This window comes from Nitrospira sp. BLG_2 (assembly GCF_049222245.1).
Map to the genome: position 1 here is coordinate 1 of NZ_JBLYIG010000007.1, position 13,618 is coordinate 13,618.

General features: G+C 54.3%; 11 protein-coding genes and 1 pseudogene. 6 read left to right on the forward strand and 6 right to left on the reverse strand.

Annotation, left to right across the window (positions count from 1 at the left end; genetic code table 11):
* Positions 1-318 (forward strand): annotated as a pseudogene (locus ACOSYY_RS00170) (cytochrome C); the annotation flags it as partial.
* 886 nt (positions 319-1,204) lie between these two features.
* On the opposite strand, the gene ACOSYY_RS00175 reads toward ACOSYY_RS00170, so the two are convergent.
* From ACOSYY_RS00175 to ACOSYY_RS00195, 5 genes are all read right to left on the reverse strand, one after another.
* Positions 1,205-1,723, reverse strand: coding sequence for a hypothetical protein (locus ACOSYY_RS00175; RefSeq protein WP_421660193.1), 519 nt, complete (start codon positions 1,721-1,723; stop codon positions 1,205-1,207).
* A 10-nt stretch (positions 1,724-1,733) separates the two neighbouring features.
* Entirely contained in the window at positions 1,734-2,444 is a 711-nt protein-coding gene (locus ACOSYY_RS00180) for a hypothetical protein (RefSeq protein ID WP_421660194.1), read from the reverse strand.
* 31 nt (positions 2,445-2,475) lie between these two features.
* Positions 2,476-3,108: a hypothetical protein gene (locus ACOSYY_RS00185; RefSeq protein ID WP_421660195.1), complete on the reverse strand. Its 633-nt coding sequence runs from the start codon at positions 3,106-3,108 to the stop codon at positions 2,476-2,478.
* A 184-nt stretch (positions 3,109-3,292) separates the two neighbouring features.
* Complete coding sequence (locus ACOSYY_RS00190; RefSeq protein ID WP_421660196.1) at positions 3,293-4,483, reverse strand: methyltransferase domain-containing protein; 1,191 nt, start codon at positions 4,481-4,483, stop codon at positions 3,293-3,295.
* Between the two features lie 107 nt (positions 4,484-4,590).
* Entirely contained in the window at positions 4,591-5,958 is a 1,368-nt protein-coding gene (locus ACOSYY_RS00195) for a glutamate-5-semialdehyde dehydrogenase (RefSeq protein WP_421660197.1), read from the reverse strand.
* Between the two features lie 205 nt (positions 5,959-6,163).
* Between ACOSYY_RS00195 and ACOSYY_RS00200 the strand changes: the two genes are divergently transcribed.
* Positions 6,164-6,997, forward strand: coding sequence for a hypothetical protein (locus tag ACOSYY_RS00200; protein ID WP_421660198.1), 834 nt, complete (start codon positions 6,164-6,166; stop codon positions 6,995-6,997).
* Between the two features lie 31 nt (positions 6,998-7,028).
* Here ACOSYY_RS00200 and ACOSYY_RS00205 read toward each other — a convergent pair whose 3' ends face one another.
* Positions 7,029-8,357: an NTP/NDP exchange transporter gene (locus ACOSYY_RS00205; RefSeq protein WP_421660199.1), complete on the reverse strand. Its 1,329-nt coding sequence runs from the start codon at positions 8,355-8,357 to the stop codon at positions 7,029-7,031.
* A 235-nt stretch (positions 8,358-8,592) separates the two neighbouring features.
* Between ACOSYY_RS00205 and ACOSYY_RS00210 the strand changes: the two genes are divergently transcribed.
* From ACOSYY_RS00210 to ACOSYY_RS00225, 4 genes are all read left to right on the forward strand, one after another.
* Positions 8,593-10,038, forward strand: a complete 1,446-nt coding sequence (locus tag ACOSYY_RS00210; protein ID WP_421660200.1) for a 3'-5' exonuclease — start codon at positions 8,593-8,595, stop codon at positions 10,036-10,038.
* 94 nt (positions 10,039-10,132) lie between these two features.
* Positions 10,133-10,960 (forward strand): DUF5677 domain-containing protein, encoded by an 828-nt coding sequence (locus ACOSYY_RS00215; RefSeq protein ID WP_421660201.1) that lies wholly within the window; start codon positions 10,133-10,135, stop codon positions 10,958-10,960.
* A gap of 620 nt (positions 10,961-11,580) precedes the next feature.
* A complete protein-coding gene (locus ACOSYY_RS00220; RefSeq protein ID WP_421660202.1) occupies positions 11,581-12,612 on the forward strand; it encodes a threonine aldolase family protein in 1,032 nt (343 codons plus the stop codon).
* Positions 12,613-12,782: 170 nt separating this feature from the next.
* Positions 12,783-13,565, forward strand: coding sequence for a hypothetical protein (locus ACOSYY_RS00225; RefSeq protein WP_421660203.1), 783 nt, complete (start codon positions 12,783-12,785; stop codon positions 13,563-13,565).
* Positions 13,566-13,618 lie beyond the last annotated feature (53 nt).

Genomic DNA, 13,618 nt, shown 5'->3' on the forward strand with positions numbered 1-13,618 from the left:
GCGGAGGCTGCAGGGAAAATTCCTGAACAAGACTGGCTCAAAGGAGATGCGACGGGGTGGCGGGGCCCGTGGGGCACAACCTACGCGAGTAACTTACGGCTTTATATGCAAAAGATTTCGGAAGCTCAATGGATCAAGGCCTCACGTTCGGCTGAATTACGACCCCCGATGCCATGGTTCGTCCTACGCGAGATGACCGAGCAGGACCTGCGTGCCATTTATCGATTCATCAGAAATCTTGGACCAGCCGGCGAACCGGCGCCGACATATCTCCCGCCGGATCAAGAGCCACCGAAGCCCTATATTCAGTTCCCGTAGGGAACAGAAACTCCACAAATATAGCCATGCACCGGCGCATGAGTAACGCACACCGCCATTCCAGATGGCGACCCTCTTTCTCTGGATCTCCGCACTCACTACCGGTGCTTTTGGCCAACAGTTCACTCCACGTACATGGAGCCCATGTATAATGGAGCCCCGTATAACAGCTCCACTGCAGTTATTAACTTTTCTTGTATACGACTATGCCACCGATGAAGATTGCAAGCATGACAGACGCGAATATCAAGAAGGTACTATCCATGGCTCACTCCTTTTGTTCGTACCATGAATTCAGACGCTGCGCTTCCTCCCATTGTCATTGGTTCGCTACGGGCGACCTTTCCAGATAGTAAGGCCGCCCGCGCACGGCGCTTAGGACGCCTCGAGAATCTATTGTCTATGGGGACCTGCACGAGGAATGGGCGAATAGGTTAGGTGTGCTTCGTTAGAAGCATTGAGATCAGCTTGCCAGCGTATTCTTACGCCAACCTCAAATCTCCACGCCTACCTGATGATTGAGTCCCCTACGCGGGGAAGCGATAGCCGATGAAGAACCGGCTAGCGTGACTGGCTTGGCACCCGCCCATGGCTCGGCGGGCCAGTGTGATCCGGTGGACTTAGGTCTTCCATTTCCACCTCCTCCTGTTAAGGCATGACTCGAAGCATTGCACACACGACAAGTCAATGGACTATTTCTTCATTACTCCTATTGAATCTTCTCTGTCAAGAAAAAGATTGCGATCACATCCGACTGGCCAAAGCATACGCTATGCCATGTCCATCACGGCGCTGAGCGACGACGGGCTTGTGGCAGGTTGCACTGATAGCCGTCAATAAGAAAAGAACAGGAAAAGAACTGCCACCTTGTTGGTATGTCACAGCCTTACACTGCCAGTTTTCCAGCAATTCCCAGGGCGATTTTGGAAATGTGCGCGGCAGCTTTGATGACAGCAGCCCGTTTTTTTCGTGAGGCCGCGTCGAGTACGGCCTCTGTGATGAGAGCTTTGTAGGCGCGAATCTCTTCCTTGCTGAAGGGAACGATTTGGGCCACGGTCTCATTATTAAATGTGTTGGATAGTTGCAGGTAGAGATTGGAGATTTCCGCCGCATAGATGCCGCGACGAAGTGGGTCATTCCTATACGTTTCGAATTTCCTCCGCAAGGGGGCGACGGCTTCCAGCAGCGCCTTCTGACGGACCTTCGTTTCATCCTGTTTTCCCACCACGAATTCGACGATATCTAACTGATTAATCAGAGCTTGGGCCTCCTCGCGGGCATGGTCCACTTGGACCGCGAGATCTGTGATTTCCTGATGCGCACTCTCGGCGGTTTCCATCAACTGCTTGATCAAACTATCGTTGTCTTCCAAAAAACCCACGACCCCCGCAGTACTGGTCTTCATGATGCCTCCTTTAGTGCCCGTCCTCTTTCTTCAGTTTGTCCAGAAGGTCGACCAAGTCTGCGGTAAAGGTATGGGGCCATTCCAAAGCCCTCATCCGAAGAATGCGTGAGGCCGTCATTTCCTCCAAGGCAGTGTTGACGGTTCGTGAATGATTCAGCACCTCCATGATACGTGTGGACTGTTCCGGAGCCTGCTCGATCAACGCCGATACAAACTCGGGATCGACGGACGCCAGAGCCGATCCGTCGGCATAGCGTTTCAATTGAGTATGGAGGGCCGCAGTCCGTTTCCACGAGTCATTCAAGGCATTGGCCGTATCGCGCAAGCCGGAAAAATCTTCATCGAACTGATCCCACACGGCTTTTTCCATTTTCTGATATTCAACCAGATACATGTGACCGACGCGATAGGCCGTCGCGTACGCGACCTCACCTTTCCGACCGGCGACCTTACGGTAGGAAGGAAGCACGAATTGATGTTTGGCTTCATGTGTCTGCAAGGCTCTGAAACTCTCGCGCAGAGAACTGCGCGCCTGTTCAAGGAACTTGATGCGCGCCTCGGTTTCCTTCTGGAACATGTCGATATTGGCCTGGGCCGCATCAATCTTGGTGCTTTCCCTCTGGAGGAGATCGCGGACCGCGGCGCTGTGAATCGAGTGGCACCCTGCCAGGCTCAAGAGAATGAGCCCAATACTCGCAACGATGATATGTCTTCCGCTCATACTGGGCTCCTTCCGCTCACGCATCCGCGCGTCACCGGCGCAACCCCTGCACGCCTTCCGCAAGCGATTGCACGTCGTTGTGAGATAACGTCAGATCGATATCCAAGTATTGTTTGATGATGGCGTTGATCCTTCGAACCGCTTCGACGTTGGTGCGGTACTGATCGAACGCCGTCAGATCTACCGCGGAAGATCCACGGGGATCTTCCGCGACACGCTCCTCGATTCGGCCGATCAGTTCCGGAAGCTTTTGCAAGAGAGTGTCCATATCCCCCATACCCGCCTGGAAAACGACCTGTCCGGTGGGTCCCTTTCGCTCAGGGAGATTCTTGAGCCGGATGTCATTGATGAGGGCAATGACCTCGGCTCCCAGCACCTCGGCATCGTCCTTCGCCACCTCGACATCAGCAACGTCGATCAGCCTGGGATTTGTGGTGGCCCATTGCAACGCCAGGTTGAGATTGAGCCGCGTTTGGACATAGCGATACCACTGCTGGTGCCGCTCGGTCACGTTCCCGACCAACTCACGATACTGCTGCATCAGCCGCTCGTTCTCGACATACGCCTGGTCCTTGGCGATCAACGCCTGTTTCACTTCCGGCGGTGTGGCACAACCGACACAGAACCAGCTCAGCGCGACGATAATGATGTGCGCCGCTTTCATAGTGATTCCTCCTTCGATTCACGCCTGAAACAAGCACAAACGAGAAAAGCAATCGCCATGCTGTCTCCAACTTATTGGGGAACGGGCCAAGGTTAGCGAGGGTGAAAAACGATTGCAACACAAATATCGGGTATTTATTATTTGAGGTCTGGATGTCCAAGCAGCTTGGACAAGGCAGCAACGCCTAGACCAACCCTCTCATGATTTCCTGATAGTACTCCTCGAGCATCGCTGAACGAGCCTCTTCGACGATGACCAGTTGCCGTTGGTCGAAGGTGTTTGCGCAGTAGAGATAGTGCTGTCTTCGAAAGCTCCCACGCTCCGCATGCACTTGTCGGCCGTCCGATGCTTGGCAGGTGATCTCTCTCATGACATCCCGATCTTTCAATTGTTCCCATGCCGTCTGTGCCGAAGGCCGATGATTCTCGTACAGCGGCACGTTGACATCACCCGATGATAGGGAGACGGCATCCAGGTCGAAGAGCTGTCCTTGATCCTGTTCCGGCTCTTCATCCCAGTTCATCGTTTCCTCGCTTCCCCGATGCAGCACATAAAACGGACCGTCCTCCACCACTTCTTCGACTGTTCGATATCGAATCAGGGCTGGACGTTCGGCGAGCTTCAGTTCTCTGTTGGCCAATGCGCGCTGAAACGGCACTCTTCTGGCCAGTTGCCGCGTTTTTTCATTCACAATCATGCGGCCGTATGAGTTCAGGATCCGACACAGCCGGTCCAATCGAATCCCAAGCCCTGTCCGCCGTTCAAATGACAATTGTTGCGTGGGATCGTGTCCCCGCTCGAAGGTTCGCCAGCTCCGACTCGGAAGACCGGGATCTTGTTCAGATTGCACCAGCGCATGAGTCGCCACTACAAGATCGTATGAACCTGAGAGCGGGTCGGTTTCCACATCCACGCACTCAAATCGGAGATTGCGCAACCCCAACCTGTCCGCCTTTTCCTGGGCGACAACGATGGAAGCGGACGATCGGTCGACACCCACAAAATGCTTCTCCGGGAACAGGCGCGCATAGAAAATCGTCAGCACTCCGATGCCACAGCCAAAATCGAGAACGTCTTTGGCTTGGTCGAGGTGTGCCGCTGTCCGCACTCCGATCTCTTCATAATATTCACAGCGTTGGCTATAGAGGATCGGATAGATTTTCGGATGCGCGGTTAGATCATAGAACGCAATTTCATCGCGACGATTGCCTTTGCGTTTTCGCTCGATGTGAAGGGCCAGCCGCTCGAGATCTTTCGGTGAAAGTTGCCGTCTCTGCCATGCGAAATAATCGCGATCCGATGAGAAGTGCTTGAGCCCCCACCACGCAAGATGGTCGCGAAGCGCCTGTCGCAGGAAATCAGAATCCATCTTCATGCGCTCGAAACGGTTGCCGGCAAGGGCCGCAAGGAGTGAGAACCATGAGACGTAGGAGGGGACGTTGAGTCGTTCGAACGATGCCGGCGACCGTTTTGAGCGGGCGCCTACGGTCTCTTCAGCATGATGGCGTCGAAGTACGTCTCCGGCACCGGATGCGGAAGCCGAAGCTGCCCCGACCCGAACGCCACATACTTTTCGCAGGTCAGCTGCTCCAGACCGATCGGACCCTTCGCATGCAGTTTCCCCGTGCTCAGTCCCATATCGCTTCCCATTCCAAAGCTATCGCCGGCATGGAGCCTGGTTGACGCGTTCACCAACACCGCGCCGGCATCCACTTCCCTGGTGAATCGCATGGCGGACCCGTAGCGCGTGGTGGCGATTCCGGCGGTGAGGCAACGACCGTGCGTTCTGATATGGGCCAGCGCTTCATCGAGGTTTTCGACCATTTTTATAGCTAGGATTGGACCGGCAAACTCGGTTTCCCAATCCGCATCCATAGCCGGAATGATCGCGGTATGTCCGGTCATTGCCATTTGCCCCATGAGCGCGACGGTCTTAGGGCACGCATGCACTTCTACCTTGAATTGTTCCAGCAGACGGTTGATCAACGGAGGCAAGAACTGGCGTCCCAGGATCTGCTGCACCAGCAAAGTATCCAGCGCGTTGGAAGCTCCCGCCTGCTGCACCTTGGAGTTGATCACCAAGTTTTGCGCGACTGAAATATCAGAATCTTCATCGATGTAAAAATATGTGAGGCCTCCGTCATCGCACAGAACCGGGATCTTGGCATGCTCGGCAACCGTCTTTCGTAAGCCAGCCCCACCCCGCACGACTATTGCGTCGAGGTATTTTCTCGACCGAATCAGATCGAGCGCAATTTCTTTTTCTTGGCGATCGATGAGCACCCAGGCACCATCGGGTATGCCGTTCTCCACGGCCGCCTCACGACATCGTGCATCAATCGCCTGGTGCGTCAACTTCCATTCCGGAGCCCCGCGAAAGACACAGAGGTTACCCGATTTCAGGCAAAGCGCGATTGATTCCATGGTCACGAGCGGACTCTGTTCGGAAATCACGCCGATCGTTCCGATCGGCACTCTCACACGCGAGACTTGCAACCCATCCGGGCGTTCCTGTTGCGACGTCACGGCACCGACTGGGTCCGGCAGATCGGCGATGAAATGCAGCCGCTCGGCGATCTCCTTCATCTGGTCTGCCGTCAAGCGAACGCGAGCCACGGCGGCTCTCATCCGATCTTTCGTGTCCGCATGCTCAAAAGACTTCCCCACAGCCTCGACATCTTTGTCATTTTCCGAGAGAATACCGTCTCGGTCCGCATCAACTCGTTCGGCAATAGCGTGTAATGCCCTCGATTTCACGGGACCTGGGAGCAGGGCCAGATCGACCGATACGTTCCTGCACTCCTTCAATAGCTTCTCGATGTATAACTTGACCGGAACTTCAAGCGCCATATGGGTTCCAATGATTCATTGCAATCAATCCTTCCCCCCTGAGACAATGGCCCACATTGGGCGTCGGACTATACCACGCGTTTTTTTCACGAGTAAATAACGGAAAGACCCTTGTTCAACCTGTTACAATTAGACCTTTAGACCTTAGAATGGCGAATGGAAGATGGTGTGTCGGCTCGCGTTGGCGCAAAAGAAAGGAGGAGCGATGCGCTCATTAGTTCAGGGCAATGGACATGGTCTCAAGGTAGCTCTCTGCATGGTCATGGCGACTGTACTGGGAGCCTGTGCACAACTGAAGTCCGGGAGTTCCCAGATGACTCCTCCGACGCAAGCCACACCCGAACAAGCAGCCGAACGAGAGAGAGAAAGCCAACCGCCCAAGGTCGTACAAGCCCGCCCCAACGGCAGTAACCCACAACCATGCCTGATCAATTTCGACGATGAAGGCGCGCTGGAACATATCTATGGCCAGGCCAGATCAACTCTGGCATTCAGGACGGGCCGAATCGGATTCGGGCCCTTGCAGATGTGTGATCCGTCGAAACATAACGACTGTTGGGCTTACCGCCAGCGTTGCTCGCGAAGCGATGTCACCCTCGACGCCATCGGCCTCACGCATTTCCATTTGAACATGGAAACGGGGATCGAGTGTTACACCCTTCCCGATCCAGGGGATGGTTTCGGTAAAGGGTTCGGCAAACTGGTCGACTTTAAATGCACCGATGTCGATTGGACGAAGACTCCTCGCGTCCTGTCCTCTCACGATCGGAATCAGTGGGTCAAGCTCTGGGCCAGCAACGTCGAGAATCGTGCGCCGACATATTTCGACCTGGAATCGATTTCAGTGCTGTCGGATACCTCGATTCAGCTCTGGTTCCGGAAGCGTGACGGCACCTGGTGGTTCTGGCCTGAGCTGAAGGCCGACCGCACCTGGCACTTCCGTGAGCACGTGCGCGATGTGTCGGAGGTTCGGATCCGAGGAGCCAAGTCCGGACGAGCCAGTTCCTATGTGATCGGATCAGTCGTGGTTCGGGACTAGACGGATGAAGTCCAAAGCAAACGGTATTCACTCATGCTGTACTGCGAGTACTCTCTGTCGCCGAAGTTGCCGAAGATAAGACAGGTGCCGCCCGGCGCTTCTCTTGCTGGGCCAATACAGTGGCGAGCCAGGCCCATATCCCCATCAATGGAACCAATGCCCAAGCAATGTGCGTGGCCGTGACACCGAAAGATTTCATCGCCGTCACGAGCCAGGCCGTCGATGCGTCGCCGCCACGCGAAATGGCCGTATCGATGAAGTTCTTGGCCTTATATTTTTCTTCGCGACTGACGACCGTGAACAAAACCTCCCGTGCCGGTTTGGACAGCGCATATTCCCCCACTCTCCGCAATACGGAAAAGACAACATAGACGGCAAGACTCGGCCACAAGGCGATCCCCAGGAATCCGACCAAGCTGATCGTCGGCAAGAACAGTAACGCTGCCACGAGACCGAACCGGCCGATGAGTCGTCGGGTCATGAATACCTGCGTGAGCCACGTCAGGAGGCTTGTCGTGAAGTCCAAGGTGGAAAAGAGCCTGGTGCGGGCCTCCGGTTGGTCAAGATATTCCGACACCAAGCGCGTCTGCTCAAGGTAAAGGACTGTGGCGGTCATAGTCAGCATCGCCAGGTAGCCGCAGATGCCGAGCAAGTAGGGCGACGAGAATGTCAGTCGGACGCCCGCGAGAAAGCTGCCGCGGAGCGGCTCACCTTGCTCCGGCCGATGGTGGATAGTCTGTGTCCGCCCCCATTGCTCCAATCGATATACGCATCCGATGCAGGCTCCTAAAAACAGGCTCGATGCCACCATCAGCACCGGAATCGGGAAGATAAACGTGAGGCCCGTGGTAAAGAGCGGGCCGAGCAACGCTCCGCTGCTTCCCCCGGCGGCAATCACGCCGAACAATCGTGCCCCCTGCTCCGGTGTAAACAGATCCGCCATGAAACTCCAGAAAACCGACACGATGAACAGATTGAACACCGACAGCCAGACAAAAAATCCACGAGCCACCCACTCCTGATGCAGATGACTCGTCATCAACGCATAGAAGCCCAACAGATTTACGATGAAGAACGCATAGACGGTCAGCAGCAGCCGGTAGCGCGAGCATCGCGCCGAGAGCCATCCGAACAGCGGCGTGGCGGCGAGCATGGTGAGGAATGTCGCGGTCATCATCCAGGGAAGATGCTTCAAGCCTCCTTCGATGGCCATTTCGTCGCGCACCGGACGAAGAATGGAGTAGCCGCACAGGAGGCAGAAAAAATAGACAAAGGCCCAAGCCAATGGGACCAGTTCTTCCGGCTTCGCGCCGAGGAAAACAGCCCATCGAGCACGTTTTGCGTGATCCGGTCCGTCCATAAGCTTGCAGTGTAGCAGGTGCGTATGCCTAGCACAGGAATATTAAGTAAGAGACTGCGTGGGCGTGACATTGAAATGATTCCTGAAAACAGCACTTGGCGTCACGTTAGAATCCTGGCACACTAGCGAACTGGTCTGGTCAGGTATACCAAGAGGAATGAGATCTCATAGGGAACAGACAGTAGATAGTTAGATTCGGTCTTAGCGCTTTCGCAGCTTTAGAAAGAAAAACAACGTGGGACTGTTCGGCAAGTTGATTTCAAAGATTACCATTGGCGCTGTATCTCCTTCCTCAGTATCGTCAGCGTCGGTGGTTCAGCCACAGGCGGACACTGGCATTACTGTCACTATCAACGGTCCAACTGGTCCGTCGATCACGGTTTCGGACGCTGAGGCTACTGAACGCGCTAGCCAGTACACTTTTGTGCTAACGACTGACCCGCCGGCGCTCAAAACTACAGACCAATGGTGGAGGGAGGATACCCAAAAACGTCGTCGGCGCGAGAGATCGGAAAAGCTTTATGCGTGGCTGCTGCCCTTTGTTCCGGTCGAAATTGCAAAGCTTGAGCAGCTACAAGCTTTGCAAGATCGGGGTCCGTCTGGATTGAATGCAATCGCGAAAGAGCTGCGCGCCCTTATCCGAGAACGCCGCAAGGCTAAACAGCTGTACAAAGACCTGATTGAAGCACTTTACGGTACTTGCATTATTGCTGACTTCTCAGCCTCATTGGAATTCGAGGGCATACAGCCGCACTACCTAGCTCGTTTCGTCGATATCAATGAGCTTCTTCTGATTCAACTAGACTTCAAGACGATGGGCTACCAATACGTCGAGTCACTGTCCAAGACCGATGTGAAATGGCTGGTCGAGACGTTCGGCGAGCCTACTGCGCACCAATCTTTTGACACAATGTGGCAGCACATTCGGCACAATACCGTGGCCCGGTACTGCTGGAATGAACTGCGCAGTTCTAACAACGCTGCGACATTGCTAGGCCTTCCCCAGAAGACGATGAAGGAGTGGCTCGACGAGTTAGTCAGGCGAAACATCGGGTACTTTAAGGAATTTCAGGAGCGCGTTGCCTCACGCGAGGCCTATTTGACTGAAGTCGCTGCCGTGATCGACGCAGCGTTGACTGCAACTCGTCATCCATTCATCGTAGCGGACATCGAGACCACCGGCTTAGACTCCGAAGCCGACGAAATACTGGAACTCGCCGCTCTGCGGGTGACACCAGAAGGCGACATTTCAGAGGAGTTCTCAACGCTAGTGTGTGTCCAACGGCAACTTCCAGCTGACGTCACTCGACTTACAGGAATCACGCAGGACACCATAGACTTCCGAGGTCAACCGCTGGCAGATGCAATAAAAGCATTCACAGCATTTGTAGGCGCGTATCCAATTTTCTTCCATAACGCACCGTTCGACAAAAAGTTCATTCTGAAGGTAACGAGTCTAGCCAATGTGAAGTTCGTCAATCCAGTCCACGACACGCTACCACTAGCGAGACAGACTTGGCCAGCGCTGGGCACATACAAGCTGGCTGCACTAGCGCAGCACATAGGAACTGCAGTGCCAACTCACCGCGCACTCGCAGATGCCAAGACCGTATTGGCTGTGCTGTTGGCCGCTCGACAGAGCGTTACCTCAACCAATAGATTGGAGGACATTCAACCGTAATTAATCCTGGCCGCGTATACATTACCGAGCCTAAAGCAACGCCTTGCTGCTTTCTTCTACCAATGATGAACAACGTTAGCGTGTGAGTCACGTGATGACGGAATCAATTACTCCTGTACCAGAAGAGCCAGAAGTGTTGCATCAGACAATCGATACCTTCCGGGTCTATTCCGGCATCGTACTTCTATCCTTTGCCAAACACGGCCAGGAGCTTCGCAATACAGTTGCGCGGAACTTCATTGCCCGAGGTATGAGCTGTACGCAGAGCATCTACGCTGTCTGGAAGACTGGAAGCGAGCAGGATGCCTGGATACTACATCGCTCATTACTCGATCGCCTCTTTCATCTTCATCACCTTGCCGAGACAGAGGGATTCACTGGTTTTGAAGAGCACTCTTTCCTAGCGATGTACGAAGCTAGGCATCAGCTTCTCTCCGATCCAGACATGAGTAGGAAAGCGCCCAGAAGCTTAAATGAGATACAAGAGAAGGATCGTTCGAGATATGAAGCGATTTCTCGGAAGCAACCACGATGGCGCCGACCAAAACCCGAAGATGTTGCGAAGAAGATGAACCTTGGGTTCTTGTACCGATTGGGCTATGACTATGCCTCAACACACGTGCATCCGATGGCCGGTGATGGCGAAAAGGACTTCACAACGCTAATCTCCCCTCCAGGTGCCGCTAAATTGACAGACGCTACTGTCATAAAGAATTCAATTCTTGTGCAAAGCATGCTGGTCCAAGAAGCGTTGAATATAAGCAGTATGCGTTGGCGCGCGATCGTATACGAGTTCCTTAGTCAGATTCGTATCTTTCTTGAAACTGGCGATCCACGGTTTCAGGAAACGCTCTATAAGATTGGACAGGCGTGGCAATCATTTGAACTTTGCGAGCCACTAGCCCCGATCGACCGATCCTAACTTCACGATTCAGCATAAACACTACCGGGTCGGGTCCTGCTTTGTGTATTCGCAAAAGCGAGACTGCTGGGCATGCACACAACACGATGTGAGCCTAAATCATCATTCGGGCAGGATAACAATGAAGCAGCTGAGAATTACGCCTCTGGAAGGGGCGGTATGACAAAGATAAAATCCTGCTGCACGCCGCCTTGCAATCCGCCAGAACCATTGATGACAAACGGATTAAGGTTCCACGTTTATGGATACAGGAAGTCCCCCGAAATAGCTGCATCAATTGGTTAAACCTGATCGAAGGAAGTATGCGGATTATTATAGGGCCTTGAAGAAGCATCATCTGACACAGAAGTGGATGTAATGGCGGTCTTTGGAATATCAGTCCGATCCGTTCGGCTTCGTCCCGGTCACAGTAGATATAACCAAGCATGATTTGGAACGCGCGTACAATTGCATTCATCTCTACCAAGTGCGCGGCTATTTCAATCCCGCCATGTACCATGCATATCATGTTGACATCGCCCGCCGCCTCACATGTCATGATCTCGTGTACGCTTTCACCTGCAAGTGGTAGATCTGTTAGAATGCGCAGGCCGTACGGAATTCTCGGGAGACCGCACCTTATGATCGACCTTCGTAGCGACACCGTGACCAAGCCGACGGACGACATGCGGAAAGCCATGGCGCGTGCCGAGGTCGGCGACGACGTCTACGGCGAAGACCCGACTGTCAATCGTCTCCAAGAAATGGCAGCGGCCATGCTGGGCAAGCGGTTCGCGCTCCTCGTCCCTTCCGGCACCATGGCCAATCAATTGGCCATTCGATCACACACTCAACCGGGACAGGAAATTATCGTCGAGAGCACGAGCCATGTCGTTCGCTATGAACAGGGAGCCGCCGGAGCATTGGCCGGCGTGCAACTTCATTGGGTGACCGGTGAGCGCGGAATCATGACTGCTGAACAGGTGGAAGCCGCCATCAGGCCGAACGATCCGCACAGTATTACGACGGCCTTAATCTGCATCGAGAACACGCACAATGCCGGCGGAGGCACGATTTATCCGCTCTCCACGATCGAAAGGATCCGAGCCGTCGCCGTGAGACATGGAATTCCCATGCATCTTGACGGGGCCAGACTTTTCAATGCTGTGGCAGCCACGACCTTACCCCCGGCGGTGTACGCCCAACACTTCGAAACCGTTTCCCTCTGCCTCTCGAAGGGGTTAGGGGCCCCCGTTGGATCGTTGCTGATCTCCAACGATCAGCGACTCATGGATCGCGCACGCCGCTTTCGCCGCATGTATGGCGGCGCGATGCGCCAAGCGGGCATCCTAGCCGCCGCCGGCATCTATGCGTTGGAACGGCATGTCGCTCGGCTCAAGACCGACCATGATCATGCGAAAAAACTGGCTCGCCTACTGCAGCAAATTCCCGCGATCCAGATCGCGCCGCAGCACGTAGAAACGAATATCGTCATGTTCGATATCGTCGACGAGCGGCGCTCCTCGGCCCAGCTGATGGCCGCCCTCAAAGAACACGGCGTGCTTGTCAACGCTGTCGGAGGACAGAGCTATCGAGCCGTCACTCATCTGCAGATCACGGACAAGCAGATCGACGAAGCCGCTGCCGTCTTTGCCAACATCCTCACACGTTGATCCTTCACATTGACACCATATTCCTCTATCCATAGAATGCGTTAGTGGTACAGTTCCTGCTGCATTCCATGCAACACATGGGAGACCGGCGAGAATGACCGACAAGTCCTTTGCGGGTTGATTCATATGGTTTCCAAACATGATTCATCACGACCGTTAAGAGCAATTTTATGAATAACACCACAACCAGCATTCCCACTCGTGAAGAACTGAACGCCGAGCTGCTCGAGGTTCCTGAACCTCCGGATCAGCCGGAATCGCCGCCTCCCCCGGGATTTGAAGACAATCTGGAAGTTGCGTTACGGCACATCAAAGGCCGAAGGGGCGGCGACCTCGTGGGCGTCCTACTCGTCGGATCGGGAGCCCGGAAGGCCCTCACTCTTCACAGCGATATCGACCTGATCGCCCTCGTCAAGGGAGAGGCCGACGGTCACGAAATCCTCCGTGTCGATGAGCGCTTAATAGATATTCGCTACCATGGATATCGCTCCGTCGAAGAGGACCTCACGTACTCGCTTCGGCTCCCCTCGCTGCTTCGAAAAGGCAGAATCCTCTACGATCACGACGGCATCTGTGCGAAACTGATCGAAACGGTCCACCATCGCTTTCGCCAAGGTCCGCCACCGCCTTCGATCAACGAACAGATTCGCCTGAAGGCGGAGTGTTATCACCTGTTAGGAAAAGCGCAGGATCTCGCGGACAAGCCGGGAACGGCTCACTACTTGTTAACGTTGTTTTACGAGGATTGCATTTCGGCATTCTTTCGTTTGAGAGGGTTTTGGTTGGTCGCCCCGGTAGACGTTCATCGATTCATGTTTTCGCGCGAACCGGCGCTCGCCGATCTAGCCGGACAATTCCTGACGGCCACCTCCCTCACGGATCGACTCAACTTTGGCCAGCACTTTGCCGATCTCCTCTTTAAGGATGTCCCGAATCCTGCTCGTATCGACTGACCGGGACTTTGACTGGCTGCCCTAATACAAGGAACGTGTTTCGCACAGAGCGT

Excerpts from the sequence above, each read along its gene's own strand:
- ACOSYY_RS00175 (WP_421660193.1), bottom strand. The coding sequence starts at position 1,723 with ATGAAGACCAGTACTGCGGGGGTCGTGGGTTTTTTGGAAGACAACGAT.
- ACOSYY_RS00180 (WP_421660194.1), bottom strand. The coding sequence starts at position 2,444 with ATGAGCGGAAGACATATCATCGTTGCGAGTATTGGGCTCATTCTCTTG.
- ACOSYY_RS00185 (WP_421660195.1), bottom strand. The coding sequence starts at position 3,108 with ATGAAAGCGGCGCACATCATTATCGTCGCGCTGAGCTGGTTCTGTGTC.
- ACOSYY_RS00190 (WP_421660196.1), bottom strand. The coding sequence starts at position 4,483 with ATGAAGATGGATTCTGATTTCCTGCGACAGGCGCTTCGCGACCATCTT.
- ACOSYY_RS00195 (WP_421660197.1), bottom strand. The coding sequence starts at position 5,958 with ATGGCGCTTGAAGTTCCGGTCAAGTTATACATCGAGAAGCTATTGAAG.
- ACOSYY_RS00200 (WP_421660198.1), top strand. The coding sequence starts at position 6,164 with ATGCGCTCATTAGTTCAGGGCAATGGACATGGTCTCAAGGTAGCTCTC.
- ACOSYY_RS00205 (WP_421660199.1), bottom strand. The coding sequence starts at position 8,357 with ATGGACGGACCGGATCACGCAAAACGTGCTCGATGGGCTGTTTTCCTC.
- ACOSYY_RS00215 (WP_421660201.1), top strand. The coding sequence starts at position 10,133 with ATGACGGAATCAATTACTCCTGTACCAGAAGAGCCAGAAGTGTTGCAT.
- ACOSYY_RS00220 (WP_421660202.1), top strand. The coding sequence starts at position 11,581 with ATGATCGACCTTCGTAGCGACACCGTGACCAAGCCGACGGACGACATG.
- ACOSYY_RS00225 (WP_421660203.1), top strand. The coding sequence starts at position 12,783 with ATGAATAACACCACAACCAGCATTCCCACTCGTGAAGAACTGAACGCC.